This window comes from Sulfuritalea sp., from assembly GCF_017302275.1.
GTDB lineage: Bacteria > Pseudomonadota > Gammaproteobacteria > Burkholderiales > Rhodocyclaceae > Sulfuritalea.
Genome location: NZ_JAFLDR010000040.1, coordinates 15,927 through 34,467 on the forward strand (window position 1 = coordinate 15,927; position 18,541 = coordinate 34,467).

At 63.9% G+C, this 18,541-nt stretch carries 18 protein-coding genes; 16 read left to right on the forward strand and 2 right to left on the reverse strand.

Features of this window, described 5'->3' with window-relative positions; genetic code table 11:
* Nucleotides 1-68: 68 nt before the first annotated feature.
* The 14 genes from J0M27_RS17455 (at nt 69) to J0M27_RS17520 (ending at nt 14,351) form a co-directional block, all read left to right on the forward strand.
* Nucleotides 69-794, forward strand: coding sequence for a GntR family transcriptional regulator (locus J0M27_RS17455; RefSeq protein WP_294994675.1), 726 nt, complete (start codon nt 69-71; stop codon nt 792-794).
* A gap of 139 nt (nt 795-933) precedes the next feature.
* Nucleotides 934-1,329 carry a succinate dehydrogenase, cytochrome b556 subunit gene (gene sdhC / locus J0M27_RS17460; RefSeq protein WP_294994677.1) on the forward strand — a complete coding sequence of 132 codons (396 nt, stop codon included), beginning with the start codon at nt 934-936 and terminating at the stop codon, nt 1,327-1,329.
* 1 nt (nt 1,330) lies between these two features.
* A complete protein-coding gene (sdhD, locus tag J0M27_RS17465; protein WP_294994679.1) occupies nt 1,331-1,675 on the forward strand; it encodes a succinate dehydrogenase, hydrophobic membrane anchor protein in 345 nt (114 codons plus the stop codon).
* 109 nt (nt 1,676-1,784) lie between these two features.
* Complete coding sequence (gene sdhA, locus J0M27_RS17470; protein ID WP_294994682.1) at nt 1,785-3,572, forward strand: succinate dehydrogenase flavoprotein subunit; 1,788 nt, start codon at nt 1,785-1,787, stop codon at nt 3,570-3,572.
* A 12-nt stretch (nt 3,573-3,584) separates the two neighbouring features.
* Nucleotides 3,585-4,307 (forward strand): succinate dehydrogenase iron-sulfur subunit, encoded by a 723-nt coding sequence (locus J0M27_RS17475; protein ID WP_294994685.1) that lies wholly within the window; start codon nt 3,585-3,587, stop codon nt 4,305-4,307.
* A gap of 2 nt (nt 4,308-4,309) precedes the next feature.
* Entirely contained in the window at nt 4,310-4,579 is a 270-nt protein-coding gene (locus J0M27_RS17480) for a succinate dehydrogenase assembly factor 2 (RefSeq protein ID WP_294994688.1), read from the forward strand.
* 37 nt (nt 4,580-4,616) lie between these two features.
* Nucleotides 4,617-5,909, forward strand: coding sequence for a citrate synthase (gene gltA / locus J0M27_RS17485; protein WP_294994691.1), 1,293 nt, complete (start codon nt 4,617-4,619; stop codon nt 5,907-5,909).
* A gap of 76 nt (nt 5,910-5,985) precedes the next feature.
* Complete coding sequence (locus J0M27_RS17490; RefSeq protein ID WP_294994720.1) at nt 5,986-8,811, forward strand: 2-oxoglutarate dehydrogenase E1 component; 2,826 nt, start codon at nt 5,986-5,988, stop codon at nt 8,809-8,811.
* Nucleotides 8,812-8,821: 10 nt separating this feature from the next.
* Entirely contained in the window at nt 8,822-10,069 is a 1,248-nt protein-coding gene (gene odhB / locus J0M27_RS17495; protein ID WP_294994694.1) for a 2-oxoglutarate dehydrogenase complex dihydrolipoyllysine-residue succinyltransferase, read from the forward strand.
* 10 nt (nt 10,070-10,079) lie between these two features.
* Nucleotides 10,080-11,507 (forward strand): dihydrolipoyl dehydrogenase, encoded by a 1,428-nt coding sequence (gene lpdA, locus J0M27_RS17500; RefSeq protein ID WP_294994697.1) that lies wholly within the window; start codon nt 10,080-10,082, stop codon nt 11,505-11,507.
* A gap of 56 nt (nt 11,508-11,563) precedes the next feature.
* On the forward strand, nt 11,564-12,712 hold the full coding sequence (gene zapE, locus J0M27_RS17505; RefSeq protein WP_294994700.1) for a cell division protein ZapE: 1,149 nt from the start codon (nt 11,564-11,566) through the stop codon (nt 12,710-12,712).
* A 57-nt stretch (nt 12,713-12,769) separates the two neighbouring features.
* Complete coding sequence (locus J0M27_RS17510; RefSeq protein WP_294994703.1) at nt 12,770-13,264, forward strand: peroxiredoxin; 495 nt, start codon at nt 12,770-12,772, stop codon at nt 13,262-13,264.
* Nucleotides 13,251-13,733 (forward strand): peptidylprolyl isomerase, encoded by a 483-nt coding sequence (locus J0M27_RS17515; RefSeq protein ID WP_294994706.1) that lies wholly within the window; start codon nt 13,251-13,253, stop codon nt 13,731-13,733. The genes J0M27_RS17510 and J0M27_RS17515 overlap by 14 nt, the downstream gene beginning before the upstream one ends.
* A gap of 69 nt (nt 13,734-13,802) precedes the next feature.
* Nucleotides 13,803-14,351: a DUF2946 family protein gene (locus J0M27_RS17520; protein WP_294994709.1), complete on the forward strand. Its 549-nt coding sequence runs from the start codon at nt 13,803-13,805 to the stop codon at nt 14,349-14,351.
* 12 nt (nt 14,352-14,363) lie between these two features.
* Here J0M27_RS17520 and J0M27_RS17525 read toward each other — a convergent pair whose 3' ends face one another.
* Nucleotides 14,364-15,002 carry a hypothetical protein gene (locus J0M27_RS17525; RefSeq protein ID WP_294994712.1) on the reverse strand — a complete coding sequence of 213 codons (639 nt, stop codon included), beginning with the start codon at nt 15,000-15,002 and terminating at the stop codon, nt 14,364-14,366.
* A 275-nt stretch (nt 15,003-15,277) separates the two neighbouring features.
* On the opposite strand from J0M27_RS17525, the gene J0M27_RS17530 reads away from it, so the two are divergent.
* Nucleotides 15,278-17,479, forward strand: coding sequence for a type I secretion system permease/ATPase (locus tag J0M27_RS17530; protein ID WP_294994715.1), 2,202 nt, complete (start codon nt 15,278-15,280; stop codon nt 17,477-17,479).
* Between the two features lie 109 nt (nt 17,480-17,588).
* On the opposite strand, the gene J0M27_RS21415 is transcribed toward J0M27_RS17530, so the two are convergent.
* On the reverse strand, nt 17,589-18,038 hold the full coding sequence (locus J0M27_RS21415; protein ID WP_365963066.1) for a GIY-YIG nuclease family protein: 450 nt from the start codon (nt 18,036-18,038) through the stop codon (nt 17,589-17,591).
* A gap of 14 nt (nt 18,039-18,052) precedes the next feature.
* Here J0M27_RS21415 and J0M27_RS17540 point away from each other — a divergent pair.
* A partial coding sequence (locus tag J0M27_RS17540) for a biotin/lipoyl-binding protein (RefSeq protein ID WP_294994717.1) occupies nt 18,053-18,541 on the forward strand: 489 nt, incomplete at its 3' end.

An 18,541-nucleotide genomic window follows, 5' to 3' on the forward strand; every position in this document is an offset into this window, starting at 1 on the left:
GCAACTCCACCGGTACACATCGGTCCGGCGCCGCAACGGCGACGTCCCACAAGGGAGGCGCGGTGGCCGTGTCGCCATCACCGACCTTCAGCCCCCTCTACCGGCAGATCAAGAGCCTGCTTCTGCAGCGCCTCGAATCCGGCGAGTGGCGTCCCGGCGAGGCGATCCCAAGCGAATCCGAACTGGCGATCCGTTTCAACGTCAGCCAGGGAACCGTGCGCAAGGCCATCGATGAAATGGCCGCGGAAAACCTGCTCCTCCGGCGCCAGGGCAAGGGAACTTTCGTCGCCTCGCACGACGATCCGCGCGCATTCTTCCGCTTCCTTCGCCTGGTGCCGCTGGCGGGTGGCATCGAGCAGGCGCAGAGCGTGCCGCTCGAATGCTGGCGCGCCAAGGCGGGCCCGGAAGTGGCCCGCATGCTGGAACTGAATATCGGCGATTCGATAAACATCGTCCGTCGCCTGCTCAAGTTTTCCGGCAAGCCGGTGGTGGTCGACGAGATCTACCTGCCGGGCAGCATTTTCGGCACGGTGACGCTCGACATGCTGCGCGACTACCAGGGATCGCTCTACAGCTTTTTCGAAAACCAGTTCGGCGTGCGCATGATTCGCGCCGAAGAGCGGCTGCGAGCCGTGCCGGCCGACCGTTCCAGCGCCGAATTACTGAACGTGCCGGAGGGTAGTCCGCTGCTGTCTGTGGAACGGGTCAGCTTCTCCTATGCCGACAAGCCGGTGGAGTGGCGCAGGGGTTTGTACGCAACCAGCGAACATTGCTATTTCAACGAACTCGGCTAATGGGACATCAATTTTTGTTTTCCTGTGATACGGATTGTTTTATAGTGCAGCGCATCAAAATGAAACAACGCGAAATTTCATTTAAGGGTAATGCCCGCAGTGGGCATTGCGCCGGAGCTATCAACGGAGAGATCTACCTATGCCAGAAATGACCAAAGAGCGCCCGAAGCATCTGGCGCTCCATGAGATTCGACTGCCCCTGGCGGGATTCGCGTCCATCCTGCATCGCGTCAGCGGCGCCGGCCTTTTCCTGATGCTGCCGCTGCTGATCTGGCTGCTGCAGTTGTCCCTGGGGGCGACCCAGGACAGTGCCGCGATGTTTGCCGCCGTCACCGGGAACTGGCTGGTGAAACTGATCCTGCTCGGCCTGCTCTGGGCCTTCCTGCACCACTTCTGCATGGGCATCCGCATCCTGTTGATCGACATCCACGTCGGTGTCGAGAAGCAGCAGGCGCACAACTCCGCGATGACGGTGATGGTGGTAAGCCTCGCGCTGACCGCGATCCTCGGCCTCAAACTGCTCGGAGCCTACTGACATGCAAAGACTCGTCGTCGGGGCCGGTTACGGCCTCAAGGACTGGCTGGCCCAGCGCATCACCGGGATCGTCATGGCGGTATTCACGCTGATCATGTTCGCCGCCGCGCTGGGCGGCGCGATGTCCTCGCGCGAAGCCTGGCAGGCCTTCATGGCCAACGGCTTCATCCGCTTCCTCAGCTTCCTGTTCATCGTCAGCCTGTGCTGGCACGCCTGGGTCGGCATCCGGGACATCTGGATGGACTACCTCAATTCGGCGGCGCTGCGTCTGTTCCTGCACGTGATGACGCTGCTCGCCCTGGTCGGCTATGCCGGCTGGGCCATACAGATCATCTGGAGGCTGTGATGAAGAACATATCCCCCAGCCCCTTTTCCGCGAAAAGGGGTGACCACGGTTCGCTTCGCTCCATTTTCAACGAACGGCCTTCCTTGGGATGGCCCTGCGGAAGGCAATCATGAATTACACCGTTCGCAAATTCGATGCGGTCATCGTCGGTGCCGGCGGCGCCGGCCTGCGCGCCGCAATCCAGCTTTCCGAAGCCGGCTACAAGACGGCCGTGCTGACCAAGGTCTTTCCGACCCGCTCGCATACCGTCGCGGCGCAGGGCGGCGTTGCTGCCAGCCTGGGTAACTCAGAGGAGGACCACTGGCACTGGCACATGTACGACACCGTCAAGGGATCCGACTGGCTCGGCGACCAGGACGCGATCGAGTTCATGTGCCGCAAGGCCAACGAAGTGGTGGTCGAGCTCGAACACTACGGCATGCCCTTCGACCGCCTCGACAACGGCAAGATCTACCAGCGGCCCTTCGGCGGCCACATGTCGAACTTCGGCGAGAAGCCGGTGCGCCGTTCCTGCGCCGCCGCCGACCGCACCGGCCACGCCATGCTGCACGCGATGTACCAGCGCAACGTCAAGGTCAACACCCAGTTCTTCGTCGAATGGCAGGCGCTGGACCTGGTGCGCGATGCCGAGGGCGACGTCATGGGCGTCACGGCGATGGACATGGAAACCGGGGAGATCGTGGTCTTCCACGCCAAGGCCACCATCTTCGCCACCGGCGGAGCGGGGCGCATCTACTATTCCTCGACCAACGCCTTCATCAACACCGGCGATGGCGTCGGCATGGCGGCGCGCGCGGGCATACCGTTGGAAGACATGGAGTTCTGGCAATTCCACCCGACCGGCGTGGCCGGCGCCGGCGTGCTGATCACCGAAGGCGTGCGCGGCGAGGGTGGCATCCTGCGCAACTCGGCCGGCGAACGCTTCATGGAGCGCTACGCGCCCAACGCCAAGGACCTGGCATCGCGCGATGTGGTCTCGCGTGCCATGACCACCGAAATCAACGAGGGCCGCGGTTGCGGTCCGAACGAGGATTTCGTGCTGCTCGACATCACCCACCTGCCGCCCGAGACCATCATGAAGCGCCTGCCGGGCATCCACGAGATCGGCATCCAGTTCGCCGGTGTCGATTGCCTGAAGGAGCCGCTGCCGGTGGTGCCGACCTGCCATTACCAGATGGGCGGCATTCCGACCAACTATTCCGGCCAGGTGGTGGTGCCCAGGGGCGGCAATCACAGCGAGCCGGTGCTGGGCTTCTACGCCGCCGGCGAGTGTGCCTGCGCCTCGGTGCATGGCGCCAACCGCCTCGGCACCAATTCGCTGCTCGATCTGCTGGTGTTCGGCAAGTCGGCCGGCGAGACGGCGGTCAATGACCTGAAGAACAGCGTCAAGGCGCACAAGCCGCTGGCGCAGGACGCCATCGATCGCAGCCTGGCCCGCGTCGATCGCCTCAACCATCAGAAGGATGGCGCCGACGTGCATGAGACGCGCCTCGCCATGCAGCGCACGATGCAGAAGCACGCCGGCGTATTCCGCTTCAAGGACATGCTGGCTGAGGGTGTCAAGCGCATCGACGAGATCGCCGGTCAGGTCGCGCAGACCCAGATCAAGGACAAGTCGAAGGTATTCAACACCGCTCGCATCGAGGCGCTGGAACTCGACAACCTGATCGAGGTCGCCAAGGCCACCATCGTTTCCGCCAATGCCCGCACCGAGTCGCGCGGAGCGCACGTGCGCGACGACGCGACCGATACGCCGGAGACACCGGATGGTCGCGACGACAGGAACTGGCTGAAACATACGCTGTGGTACCGCGAAGGCAATCGCCTCGACTACAAGCCGGTGCAGATGAAGCCGATGAGTGTCGATACCATCGAGCTCAAGAAGCGCGCCTACTGACAAGGAATGACGATGACGAACGCCAACCGTACCGTCCAGTTCAAGATCTATCGCTACGACCCGGACCAGGACGCCAAGCCCTACATGCAGGACATCTCGGTCGAACTCGAATCGACCGACCGCAAGCTGCTCGACGCCATGGTCAAGCTCAAGGCGCAGGACGATTCCATCTCCTTCCGCCGTTCCTGCCGCGAAGGCGTCTGCGGTTCCGACGCGATGAACATCAACGGCAAGAACGGCCTCGCCTGCCTGACCGCGATGGACAGCTTCCCGGAGGGCAAACCCATCGTATTGCGCCCGCTGCCCGGCCTGCCGGTGATCCGCGACCTGATCGTGGACATGACGCAGTTCTTCAAGCAGTACAACTCGATCAAGCCCTACCTGATCAACAACGATCCGCCCCCGGAGCGCGAGCGCCTGCAGTCGCCGGAGGATCGTGAGGAACTCAACGGTCTCTACGAGTGCATCCTCTGCGCCTGCTGCTCGACGGCCTGTCCGTCGTTCTGGTGGAATCCGGACAAGTTCGTCGGCCCGGCCGGCCTGCTGGCGGCCTACCGCTTCATCGCCGACACGCGCGACCAGGCCACCAACGAGCGTCTCGACAACCTCGAGGACCCCTATCGCCTGTTCCGCTGCCACACCATCATGAACTGTGTCGATGTCTGTCCGAAGGGCCTCAATCCGACCAAGGCGATCGGCAAGATAAAAGAGATGATGGTGCGGCGGGCGGTCTGACGATGGACGAAGTCCGCAAGGCGCGCATCAATCGCCTGAAATGGCATTGCCGGCGCGCCTTGCTGGAGCTGGACCTGGTTTTCGATCGCTTCTGGGAGCGTTACGAGGACAGCCTGGACGCGCAGGGCGAGGCGGCGCTGGAAAGTTTGCTGGAACTGGAAGACCACGATTTGTGGGCGTTGGTGAGCGGTCGGGAAGCCACCGACGATTCACAACTGGCGGCAATGATTGAGCGGTTGCGGGAAGTTTCTCCCTTGGCCAATTTCGAGTAGCAAAGGCATTTCAACGGACCTGAAAGAGGATCTGAACATGAGCACAAATCGCACCGCAACACTGACCATCGACGGCAAGACCGTGGAGTTCCCCGTGATGGTGGGCACCCACGGCCAGGACGTGATCGACATCCGTACGCTCGGCGCCAAGACCGGACTGTTTACCTATGACTCCGGCTTCCTGTCGACCGCCAGCTGCCAATCGAAGGTCACCTTCATCGACGGCGACAAGGGCGAACTGCTGTACCGCGGCTATCCGATCGAACAACTGGCGGAGAAGTGCAACTTCCTCGAAGTCGCCTGGCTGCTGAAGAACGGCGAACTGCCGAACGCCAAGCAGAAGGTCGATTTCGAGAACACCATCAAGAACCACACCATGGTGCACGAGCAACTGGTGAAGTTCTACCAGGGCTTCCGCCGCGACGCGCATCCGATGGCCGTCATGGTTGGCGTGGTCGGTGCGCTGTCGGCCTTCTATCACGATGTTACGGATTTCTCGGACCCCGAGCATCGCAGTGTTTCCTTCAACCGGTTGATCGCCAAGCTGCCGACGATCGTCGCCATGGCCTACAAATACAACACCGGCCAGCCCTTCCAGTATCCGCGCAACAACCTCGACTACACCGCGAACTTCATGCACATGATGTTCGGCACTCCCTGCGAGGAGTACAAGCCGAACCCGGTGCTGGTGCGCGCGCTGGACATCATCTTCACGCTGCACGCGGACCACGAACAGAACGCCTCGACCTCGACCGTGCGCCTCGCCGGATCCTCGGGCGCCAACCCCTTCGCCTGCATCTCGGCCGGCATCGCCTGCCTCTGGGGCCCGGCCCACGGTGGCGCCAACGAGGCCTGCCTGGAAATGCTGGAGGAGATCGGCGACGTCTCGCGCGTCGGCGAGTACATCAAGCGGGCCAAGGACAAGAACGACAGCTTCAAGCTGATGGGTTTCGGCCATCGCGTGTACAAGAATTTCGATCCGCGCGCCAAGCTGATGGGCAAGGTCTGCGCCGACGTGCTGGGCGAACTGGGGCTGGAAAACGACCGCCTGTTCAAGCTGGCCAAGGAACTGGAAAAAATTGCCCTGGAAGACCCCTATTTCGTCGAGAAAAAGCTGTATCCAAACGTCGATTTCTACTCGGGCATCGTGCAGAAGGCGCTCGGCATCCCGACTTCGATGTTCACCTGCATCTTCGCGCTGGCGCGTACCGTCGGCTGGATGACGCAGTGGGAGGAGATGATCACCGATCCGGAATACAAGATCGGCCGCCCGCGCCAGCTTTACACCGGCGCGGCCAGGCGCGACGTGAAGGCGCTCGATCAGCGCTGATCCGGTTTCGGCCAAGACGGGGGGCGGTTTACGCCCCCCGGTTTTTTCCCCCAATACATGAGCAGGTGACGCAATGATGAAGCAGATGCTGTCCAACTCGTATCTGTTCGGCACCAATACGCCGTACATCGAGGCCCTGTACGACGCCTACCTCGCCAACCCGGCCTCCGTCGAACCGGCCTGGCGCGACTACTTCGACAAGCTCGGCACCTTGCCGGGCGCCGGCAACTACACCGGGCCGGACGTGGCCCACTATCCGGTCATCACCTCCTTCGCCCAGCGCGCCAAGGATGGCACCCTGCAGGCAGGACGTACCACGGCACAGTCCGACGGCAAGCAGGTCAAGGTATTGCAGATGATCAATGCCTACCGCTTTCTCGGCAATCGCTGGGCACAGCTGGATCCGCTGAAGCGCAGCGAACGGCCCTCGATCCCCGAACTTGAGCCGTCGCACTACGGCTTCACCGAGGCCGACCTCGGCCAGCAGTTCCAGACCGGGTCCTTTGCTGCCGTTCCTGATACCGCCACCCTGCGCGAGATCCTCGAAGCCTGCCGGCAGACCTTCTGCGGCACCATCGGCGTCGAGTTCATGTACCTTTCCGACGTCGGCCAGAAGCGCTGGCTGCAAGACAAGCTGGAACCGATCCGCGCCACTCCGTCCTGGACCGCCGAGGACAAGAAACGTTTCCTGGTACAGCTGACGCATGCCGAAACCCTGGAGCGCTATCTGCATACCAAGTATGTCGGCCAGAAGCGCTTCTCGCTCGAAGGTGGCGAAGCCCTGATCCTGGCGATGGACCAGCTGATCCGTACCGCAGGCATGGTGGGCGTGCAGGAAATGGTGATCGGCATGGCCCATCGCGGCCGCCTCAACGTGCTGGTGAATACCCTGGGCAAGCTGCCGTCGATGCTGTTCGACGAGTTCGAGGGCAAGAAGAAGCAGGCGCTTTCCGCCGGCGACGTCAAGTACCACATGGGCTATTCGTCCGATGTCGGCACGCCGGGCGGTCCGGTGCACCTGACGCTGGCTTTCAACCCGTCGCATCTCGAAATCGTCAATCCCGTGGTGGCCGGCTCGGTCTATGCGCGCCAGGTGAGGCGCGGCGCCGAAGGCAGGAAGCAGGCACTGCCGGTACTGATCCACGGCGACGCGGCGGTGGCGGGGCAGGGCGTGAACCAGGAGATGCTGAACTTCTCGAATACGCGCGGCTACGGCACGGGCGGCACGGTGCACATCGTGGTGAACAACCAGATCGGTTTCACCACGTCCGACCTGCGCGACTATCGCTCCTCGCTGTATTGCACCGATATCTTCAAGATGATCGAGGCGCCGATTTTCCATGTCAATGGCGACGACCCGGAAGCGGTGGCGCTGGTGACGCAGATCGCCATGGAATACCGCCAGGAATTCAAGAAGGACGTGGTGATCGACATCGTCTGCTTCCGCAAGCTCGGCCACAATGAGCAGGACGAACCGATGGTGACCCAGCCGCTGATGTACAAGAAGATCGCCCAGCATCCGGGCACGCGCAAGCTTTATGCCGACAGGCTGCAAGCGCAGGGCGTGACAGCCGAGGGTGATGCCGAGCGGATGATCAAGGATTACCGTGCCGCGCTGGATGAAGGCCGCCACCTGATCGACCCGGTGATCAGCGATTACCAGAGCAAGTTCTCGATCGACTGGACACCCCACATCGGCGTGCCCTACACAGAAAAATGCGATACCACGGTGTCGATCAACGAACTGCAGCGTCTGTCGAAGCGCCTGACCGACGTTCCCGCCAACTTCACCCTGCACTCGCGCGTGCAGAAGATCATCGACGACCGTCGCCAGATGGGCGAGGGCAAGCTGCCGGTCGACTGGGGCATGGGCGAAAACCTGGCCTACGCCTCGCTGGTGGCGGCGGGCTTCAACATCCGCGTCTCCGGCGAAGACGTCGGCCGCGGCACCTTCTTCCATCGCCACGCCGCACTGCACGACCAGAACCGCGAAAAGTGGGACGAGGGTACCTACTGGCCGCTGCAGAACATACAGGACAACCAGGGTCGCTTCATGTGCTTCGACTCGGTCCTGTCCGAGGAAGCCGTGCTCGCCTTCGAATACGGCTTCGCCACGGCGGCGCCGAACGAGCTGGTGGTCTGGGAAGCCCAGTTCGGCGACTTTGCCAACGGCGCCCAGGTGGTGATCGACCAGTTCCTCTCGTCCGGCGAAGCCAAGTGGGGCCGCGGTTGCGGCCTCGTGATGCTGCTGCCGCACGGCTACGAAGGGCAGGGCCCCGAGCATTCCTCGGCCCGCCTCGAGCGCTACATGCAGCTGTCCGCCGAGTTCAACTGGGAAGTCTGTGTGCCGTCCAACGCGGCACAGGTCTACCACATGCTGCGCCGGCAGATGCTGAGGAAGCAGCGCAAGCCGCTGATCGTCATGACGCCGAAGTCGCTGCTGCGCCACAAGGACGCCACCAGTACGCTGGAGGAACTGGCCAACGGCACCTTCCAGACCATCATCGGCGAAGTCGACAAGCTCGATCCCAAGAAGGTCACGCGCATGGTGGCCTGCGCCGGCAAGATCTACTTCGACCTGCTGGCTGCGCGCCGCGAGAAGAAGATCGGCAACGTCGCCCTGGTGCGCGTCGAGCAGTTGTATCCCTTCGACGACCGCCGCCTGTTCGAGGAGATGGAGAAGTATCCCAACCTCAAGGAACTGATCTGGTGCCAGGAAGAGCCGATGAACCAGGGCGCCTGGTATGCCAAGCATCATCGCCTGGAGCGACTGATCAAGAAGGGCCAGATACTCGACGCGATCGCTCGCAGCTCATCGCCGTCCCCCGCCGTCGGCTATGCCGCCAAACACGCCCAGCAGCAGAAGGAAGTCGTCAACGCTGCCCTCGGCATCAAGGAATAACGGAGAAATCATGCTCATCGAAGTCAAAGTCCCGCAACTGTCCGAATCGGTGGCCGAAGCCACACTGTCGGCCTGGCACGTCAAGGAGGGTGACGCCGTCTCCCGCGACCAGAACCTGATCGACATCGAAACCGACAAGGTCGTGCTCGAACTGCCGGCGCCGGATGCTGGCGTGATCGTCAAGATCATCAAACAGAACGGCGAGTCCGTGGCGTCCGGCGAAGTCATCGCCCAGATCGACACCGAGGCCAAGGCCGCTGCAGCAGCGCCTGCCGCCGCCAAGCCGGCCGCAGCTCCCGCAGCCGCTCCGCCCGCCGCGCCGGCTACGGCCATGCCGGCGGCGCGCAAGATCATGGAGGAAAAGGGAATCGCCGCCGCCGACGTGCAAGGCAGCGGTCGCGGCGGCCGCATTCTCAAGGAAGATGTCAGCGGCGCAGTTAAGAGCGCTGCGCCGGCCGTTCCGGCGGCAAAAGCCGCCGTGTCGCCAGCGCCGACTTCTGCGCCCAAGGCGGCCCTGCCGCAGCCCGGCGTGATCAATGCCGATGCCATCATCGCCGACCGCCCGGAGCAGCGCGTGCCGATGACCCGCCTGCGGGCCCGGGTTGCCGAACGCCTGGTGCAATCGCAATCCACCAACGCCATCCTGACCACCTTCAACGAGGTGAACATGGCGCCGGTGATGGAAATGCGTAAGAAGTACCAGGAGAAGTTCGAAAAGGAACATGGCGTCAAGCTCGGCTTCATGTCCTTCTTCGTCAAGGCCGCCGTCGCCGCGCTGAAGAAGTACCCGGTACTCAACGCCTCCGTGGACGGCAACGACATCGTCTATCACGGTTATTTCGACATCGGTATCGCCGTTGGCAGTCCGCGCGGCCTGGTGGTGCCGATCCTGCGCGATGCCGACCAGATGTCGCTGGCGCAGATCGAAAAGAAGATCGCCGAGTTCGGCGTCAAGGCGAAGGACGGCAAGATCTCGATCGAGGAACTCACCGGCGGCACCTTTTCGATTTCCAACGGCGGCGTGTTCGGCTCGATGCTGTCGACGCCGATCATCAATCCGCCGCAGTCCGCCATCCTCGGCGTGCATGCGACCAAGGATAGAGCCGTGGTCGAGAACGGCCAGATCGTGATCCGCCCGATCAACTACCTCGCCATGTCCTACGACCACCGCATCATCGACGGTCGCGAGGCGGTGCTGGGCCTCGTCACCATGAAGGAAGCGCTGGAAGATCCGGCGCGCCTGCTGCTCGACGTTTGAGGATCGCGACATGGCAAACAAACAGTTTGATGTCGTTGTAATCGGCGCCGGCCCCGGTGGCTACATCGCGGCCATCCGTTGTGCACAGCTCGGCCTGTCCACGGCCTGCATCGAGTCGGAATCCTATGCCGACCCGAAAGGCGAAGTCCGTCTCGGCGGCACTTGCCTCAACGTCGGCTGCATCCCGTCCAAGGCCTTGCTGCGCTCCTCCGAGCTCTACGAGGAAGCCCAGCACGGCTTCCAGATGCACGGCATCTCGGCGCAGGGCGTCAAGATCGATGTGGCGACGATGATCAAGCGCAAGGACAACATCGTCACCCAGCTTACCGGCGGCATCAAGGGTCTGTTCAAGAAGAACAAGGTCACGCTGCTGCCCGGCCACGGCAAGTTCGTCGGCCGCGAGGACGATCGCTGGCGCGTCGACGTCAACGGCGAGATCGTCGAAGCCACCCACGTCATCGTCGCCACCGGTTCCAAGGCGCGCCACCTGCCGGGCATTCCGGTCGACAACAAGATCATCTGCGACAATGCCGGCGCGCTGGCCTTCGATGCCACGCCCAAGCGCCTTGGCGTGATCGGCGCCGGCGTCATCGGCCTCGAACTCGGCTCGGTCTGGAAGCGCCTCGGTTCCGAAGTCACCATCCTCGAAGCCATGCCGGATTTCCTCGCCGCCGCCGACCAGGCCGTGGCCAAGGAAGCCTGGAAGACCTTCACCCAGAAGCAGGGCCTCAATATCCAGCTCGGGGTCAAGATAACCAAGGTCGAGGCCGGCAAGAAGGGGGTCACGATCGATTACGAACTCGGCGACGAGTCCCGCAACCTGCAATGCGACCGACTGATCGTCTCGGTCGGCCGCGTGCCGAACACGCAGGGCCTGGGCGCCGAGGACGTCGGCCTCGAGCTGCGTCCCAGCGGCTACATCAACGTCGACCACAACTGCCGCACCAACCTGCCCAACGTCTGGGCGGTGGGCGACGTCGTGCCCGGCCCGATGCTGGCGCACAAGGGCATGGAAGAAGGCGTCATGGTCGCCGAGTGCATCGCCGGCCAGAAGGGCCACGTCAACCTCGACACCGTGCCCTGGGTCATCTACACGCATCCGGAAATCGCCTGGGTCGGCAAGACCGAGCAGCAGTTGAAGAACGAAGGCGTCGAGTACCGCGCCGGCCAGATTCCCTTCGCCGCCAACGGTCGCGCGCTGGGGCAGGGCGACACCACCGGCTTCGTCAAGATGCTGGCCTGCGCCAGGACCGATCGCATCCTCGGCGTGCACATCATCGGTGCCAATGCCTCGGAGCTGATCGCCGAAGCCGTCGCCGCGATGGAGTTCAATGCCTCGTCGGAGGACATCGCCCGCATCTGCCACGCCCATCCGACCCTGTCGGAAGTGGTGCACGAAGCGGCGCTGGCGGTCGACAAGCGTCCGCTGCACTTCTAGAATCGGGCTAACCCCGTAACAGGGCGGGCGGGTCTTCCCGGCCGCCCTTTTCATTGATGCCGCACAAAATCCTCAACGTCCCCAAGGACGGCATGATCGAAGGCTTCAATGCCGCGCTGGCCGCGCGCGGCATCGTTGCCGACCCGGCGCAACTGTTCGCCGCGATGCGCCTGCAGAAGTTCTACGACGAACTGCTGGCGCTGAAGGCGGCGCGCCGCAGCCGGCTGCGCAAGCTGCTGGTGCGCCCGGAACTGCCGCGTGGCGTCTGGTTCTGGGGCGGGGTGGGGCGCGGCAAGAGCTTCCTGATGGACTGCTTCTTCGCCGCCGTGCCCTATCAGCGCAAGCGCCGCGTACATTTCCACGCCTTCATGCGCGAGATCCACGAATCCCTGCGAAAACATCGCAACGAGTCCGATCCGCTGGCGAAGGTCGCCGCGCGCATCGCGCGTGAAACGCGGCTCATGTGCTTCGACGAATTCCATGTCTCGGACATCGCCGACGCCATGATGCTGGGCCGCCTGATGCAGGCCCTGTTCGACGCCGGTGTGGTGTTTTGCATCACCTCGAACTATCCGCCCGACGGCCTCTACCCGAATGGCCTGCAGCGCGAACTGTTCCTGCCCACCATCGCCCTGCTGCGACAGCGCCTGGACGTGATCGAGATCGATGCCGGCGTCGACTACCGGCTGCGCGCGCTGGAGCAGGCGCAGGTTTTCCTCATCGGAAACGACGCGGCGGCGTCGACCGCCATCGAGCATACGTTTCGCCGCTTATCGGGTGGTCCCGGGCACACCGAGCCGATCGAAGTGCTGGGCCGGCAACTGGCGGTGGTGCGTCGCGCGCCCGGCGTGATCTGGTTCGATTTCGCCCAGCTCTGCGAAGGGCGGCGTTCGCAGAACGACTACCTCTGGCTGGCCAATTGCCATCACACCGTGTTCCTTTCCGGCGTGCCGCGCATGGATGCCGGCATGGCGAGCGCGGCACGGCGCTTCACCTGGCTGGTCGACGTGCTCTACGACCACCGGGTCAAGCTCATCATCAGCGCCGCCTGCCCGGCCGAGGAGCTTTACACGCAGGGCACGCAGGCCGGCGAATTCAAACGCACGGTGAGCCGCCTGATCGAAATGCGCGCGCTGGAATACCTCGCCAGCCCCCATCGTCGCGAAGACGTCATGGCGCTCGAAAGCGGTGACGGCGGGACTTGATTTCTTCCCCTCGGACTCGGTTAGAATGAATCGAGTTCGCCGCAGGAGGAGGACCACGTGCTGCACGAAGGAGAAAAGGCGCCGGAGTTTTCATTGCCCGACGCAGACATGGAGTGGTTCGACTTTGCCTCGCTGCGAGGCCGTCAGAACGCCGTGTTGTTTTTCTATCCGCGCGACGGCACGCCCTACTGCACCCTCGAGGCCGCCGACTTCTCCGACCACGAAAACGAATTCGCCCGGCACGATTGCGTGATCCTCGGCGTCTCGCGCGACGACTGCCTGTCGCACGCGGATTTTCGCGACAAGCACGGCCTCTCGGTGCGCCTGCTGTCCGACGAAGAAGGCGAAGTCTGCCGCAAGTTCGGCGTCTCCCAGTTTCGCGAGAAGGACGGCCACAGGAAGCTCTGCGTAATACGCTCGACGTTCATCGTCGACAAGGAAGGCATTGTTCGTCACGCCCTCTACGATGTGCAACCGAAAGGGCATGCCGCCGAGGTCTATCAACTAGTAAAAGGCCTCAACGGCAAAGGAAGGCACCATGCTCATCGCTAGGAACACCGTCGTCACCCTCGACTACAGCGTGGCCGACCTCGACGGCGCGTCGATCGACGAGGGCGCCAATCCGCTGGTTTACCTTCACGGCGGCTACGGCGGCATCTTCGACCGCATCGAGGAGGAACTGCAAGGCAAGGCCGTCGGCGACGCGCTGGAAGTCCGGCTGGAACCCGAGGATGCCTTCGGTGAGTACGACGCCGAACTGGTCGCCGTCGAATCGCGCCAGCTGTTCCCCGACAACATCGAAGTCGGCATGCAGTTCGAGCGCGGCGCCGAGGACGGTGAAAGCGAGGACGGCCTGTTCACCATCACCGATATCGCCGAGGACAAGGTGGTGGTCGACGGCAACCATCCGCTGGCCGGCATTGCGCTGGTGTTCTCCTGCACCGTCACCGGAGTGCGCGCCGCCACCGACGAGGAAGTCACCCACGGCCATGTGCACGGTGAGCACGGCCATCATCACTGAGCACGACCGCCGCGCTACAAGAATGGGGGCCGCGCGGCCCCCGTTTCATTTCGGTGCGGGGTTTCCCCGATGACGTCGCCCGACGCTGCCATCCCGGCCGTAAAGTGGCCCAACGTACCCGCCTGCTATGGCTGGCTTTCGCTCGACCGGCGCGGCAACTGGCGGCTCAAGGGCGAGGTCGTGCGCCACGCCGGCCTGATCGCCTTCATCAACCGCAACTACGTCGCCGATGAAAGTGGCAACCGGGTCTTCCACAACGGGCCGCAGAAGGTCTACGTCGACCTCGATTACGCGCCCCTGGTGCTGCGCCTCGGTATCGATGGAGAGCTGACGGCGCATACCGGAATGCCCGCGGGTGAAGCCAGCGCGGCATTCATCGATGAGGAAGGCAATGCCTTGCTGCTGGTGGCGGCCGGCATCGGACTGCTCGACGACCGCGACCTGCCGGCCTTCCTCGCCACCTGTCGTGATGCAAACGGAATTACGGCGAGCGACGCCGCCCTGATCGAGTCCATGCAGGGCGGAAGCGGCCTGTGGTGGCGCGGCCTGCCGCTGCAGCCCATCCGCCGCGACGACCTGCCGCGGCGCTTCGGTTTCCGGCCCGACCCGGCGGCCTGATCGCCCGCGCCCTCAGGCGCAGGAGCCGTCGCGCCGATCGGCCAGGATCGGCCAGAGGTGCACCCAGGCTTCGCCGGTGCACATCTTCTGGCATTGCTGGAACGCGACGGTCACCCGCTCGCCCTGTTCCCAGACGCGCACCACGCAGCGATTGCTCAGGTGGCTGAGTTCCACATTGGGCAGTTCGCGTGTCTGGCGAAAATTCTTCAGGTCGAAACGGCAACTGCCGCGTTGCGGGATATTCACCGTGGCGGCGAAGGCGCTCACCCGGGCCTCCTCGACCGCGAGCTTCAACTCGCCGTTGTAGCCGGTCTCGTCGCGAAAACGGCATTCGGCGTGCAGGTTGAGCGCTCGCGTGGGAATCGGGGCCGGTTTCTTCGCCTTGGGGGCGGCCGGCGCCCTGGCCGGGCGCGCAGGCCTGGGTTCGGGCGGCGGCTGCACGGCCTCGACCGCCGGCGCCTCGGCCACGGGAGGCGGCGTGGTGCAGGCACTCAGCACCATCAGCACGGAAACGCTTGCAAGCCAATGCCACATATCCGGTTCGGGGTTGGCGGACGATGCCGGATTATCGCCGATCCACAGCATGCGTTTGGGATGGAACGGCGGGTGGGAATCAAACTGGATGGTGAGCCGTGCAACGCAGTGCACCATTGCCGCTTTGCATCCGTCATCGCCAAAATTTCCGCTTACTTCGCAAATTTCATCGAAATTCTTCAAAAACCTGTCATTTCTGACAGGTGCTTTTCTCGGCACGAACTGTTAGCTTCCAGTCATACGGCATGGCGAAATACGGTTGTCCTGTTTTAGCGCCTCGGCGTTGCCGGTCATCGAATTTGCCAGAGGCACAAACCCTGGAGGAGATGCCAGATTGACACCCATGCAAACCTAGCCGCCAGGCTGGCCAATCCAGCCGGGCAGGCGCGTTCGTGACCCCCCCTTTCGAGCATCTTTCAATAGTCGGCGCTGGCGACACGGTGCCGCCGGAGCCGCCACCCGCCATCGACACCGGCCTCATCGGCCTGGTGATGCTGGCGCGCTTCCACAACATCGCCGCCGACGCGGACCAGTTGGCGCACGACTTCCGCGAATCCGGTGCGCATTTCGGCGTCGCGCAGATCCTGCTCGCGGCGAAGAGGCTGGGGCTCAAGGCGCGCCAGGTGCGAACCGAGTTCCCTCGCCTGGCGCAGACGCCGCTGCCGGCGCTGGCCATCGATGCGCAGGGCGGCTTCTTCATCCTTGCCCGGGTCGACGCCGAACAGGTGCTGATCCAGGACCCGTGCGGCGAACGTCCGCAGGTGCTGTCCCGCGCCGAATTCGAGGCGCGCTGGAACAATGAGCTGATCCTGATCGCCTCACGCGCCTCGCTGGCCGGCGAACTGGCGAAGTTCGACTTCACCTGGTTCATCCCGGCGGTGGTCAAGTACCGCAAACTGCTCGGCGAAGTGTTGCTGGTGTCCTTCGTGCTGCAACTTTTCGCGCTGGTCACGCCGCTGTTCTTCCAGGTGGTGATGGACAAGGTGCTGGTCCATCGCGGCCTGACCACGCTCGACGTGATCGCCATCGGCCTGCTGGTGGTGATGGTCTTCGAGGTGGTGCTGTCCGGCATCCGCAGCTATGTCTTCGCCCACACCACCAGCCGCATCGACGTCGAACTCGGTGCACGATTGTTCCGCCATCTGCTCAACCTGCCGCTGGCCTACTTCCAGGCGCGGCGCGTCGGCGACACGGTGGCGCGCGTGCGCGAACTGGAGAACATTCGCCAGTTCCTCACCGGCAACGCGATTACCCTGGTGCTGGACCTGCTGTTCTCGGTGGTCTTCATCGGCGTCATGCTGCTCTACAGCGGCTGGCTGACGCTGGTGGTGGTGGCGTCCTTGCCCTGCTACCTGATCCTCTCGGTCGGCATCACGCCGCTCTTGCGCGCGCGCCTGCACGAGAAGTTCAACCGCGGCGCCGAGAACCAGGCCTTCCTGGTCGAGACCATCAACGGCATCGACACGGTCAAGGCCATGGCCGTAGAACCGCAGATGATGCGCCGCTGGGACAGGCAGCTCGCCGCCTACGTCGCCGCCGGCTTTCGCACCGCGACCCTGGGTACGCTGGCGCACGAGGGCGTCTCGCTGATCGGCAAGCTGGTGACGCTGGTCACCATGTGGCTGGGCGCGCGGCTGGTGATCGAAGGGCAGTTGAGCCTGGGGCAACTGATCGCCTTCAACATGCTCGCCGGCCGCGTCGCCCAACCGGTGATGCGCCTGGCGCAGCTATGGACCGATTTCCAGCAGACCGGCATCTCGGTGCAGCGCCTGGGCGACATCCTCAACACCCGCACCGAGCTGGCGAAACCGGGCGGCGAGGGGGGCCAGGGCGTGAGTTCGGGCACCACGCTGCCGCCGCTGGCCGGGCGCATCGAGTTTGATCAGGTCGTGTTCCGCTACCGGCCCGACGCGCCCGAAGTGCTGCGCGGCATCGACCTCGCGATCGAGCCCGGCGAAGTGATCGGCATCGTCGGCCGTTCCGGTTCGGGAAAGAGCACGTTGGCCAAGCTGGCGCAGCGCCTCTATGTCCCCGAGCGCGGCCGCGTGCTGGTCGACGGCATCGACCTCGCCATGGCCGACAGTGGGAGCCTGCGCCGGCAGATAGGCGTGGTGCTGCAGGAGAACATGCTGTTCAACCGCACGATCCGCGACAACATCGCGCTGGCCGATCCCGGCCTGCCGATCGACGCGGTGATGGCGGCGGCGAAACTGGCCGGCGCCCACGAGTTCATCCTCGAACTGACCGAGGGCTACGACAGCCTGGTCGGCGAACACGGCTCCACGCTATCCGGCGGCCAGCGCCAGCGCATCGCCATCGCCCGCGCCCTGATCGGCAACCCGCGCATCCTCATCTTCGACGAGGCCACCAGCGCACTCGACTACGAATCGGAACGCATCATCCAGGACAACATGAAGGCCATCTGCCGCGGGCGCACGGTGCTGATCATCGCCCACCGGCTCTCCGCGGTGCGCGACGCCAACCGCATCGTGGTGCTCGACCGCGGCCAGATCGTCGAGCAGGGCAGCCATGCCGAACTGCTAAGGCATGAGGCCGGGCATTACTCGCGGCTGCACCGGATGCAGCAGGGGTGAGGACCATGAATCTGACCAAACCCCATTGCCGTCATTCCGGCGAACGCCGGAATCCAGTGGGTTGCACCGGCGCTTCCTGGATTCCGGCGTGCGCCGGAATGACAAGAATTCAAACGATCTCGCCGTACAAATCCCGCCAAGTCGGGTTGGTCGCCTCGATCAAGTCCAGCTTCCATGTACGACGCCAGCCCTTGAGCGCTTTCTCACGCGCAATGGCCGATTCCATCGTCTCGTGCGCCTCGTACCAGACCAGCGTATGAACCCCGAATTTCTTGGTGAAGCCTTCCACGAGATCGTTCTTGTGTTGCCACACGCGCTGCACAAGATTGGACGTCACTCCGACATACAGCGTGCCGTTTCGTTGGCTGGCGAGGATGTAGACGCTGGGTCGTTTCATTGGGGTAGCGTACTGGATTCCTGCGTGCGGCGGAATGACGGCGCCAACCCCGTCATTCCGGGCAAGCGCAGCGCGACCCGGAATCCAGGAGCGGCGCCGGATATCGCTCTGGATTCCGGCGTTCGCCGGGATGACGGCTGGGGACGCCTGCGCCGGAATCACGGGAGAACGTACTCATGACCCACGCCCTCACCCTCCGCCTGCAAGCCACGCGCGACCTGCTCAAACGCTACGCCGCCGTCTTCAGCCACGTCTGGAAAATCCGCAGGGAGCTCGACCCGCCGCAGCGCCTGCCGCACGAGGCGCAATTCCTCCCGGCCGCGCTCGAACTGCAGGAAACCCCGGTCTCGCCCGCGCCACGCATCGTCGCCTGGCTGCTGATGGCGTTTGCATCGATCGCGGTGTTGTGGGCCATCTTCGGCCACATCGACGTGGTCGCCACGGCGCAAGGGCGCATCGTGCCCAATGCCGGCAGCAAGCTGATCCAGCCGATCGAGACCGCCACCGTCAAGGCCATCCACGTCGTGGACGGCCAGGCCGTCAAGGCCGGCCAGGTGCTGGTCGAACTCGACGCCACCATGGCCCGGGCCGACAGCACGCGCACCGCCAACGTCCTCACTACCGCCCGGCTGCAGGCCGCCCGCGCCCGGGCGCTGCTCGCCGGG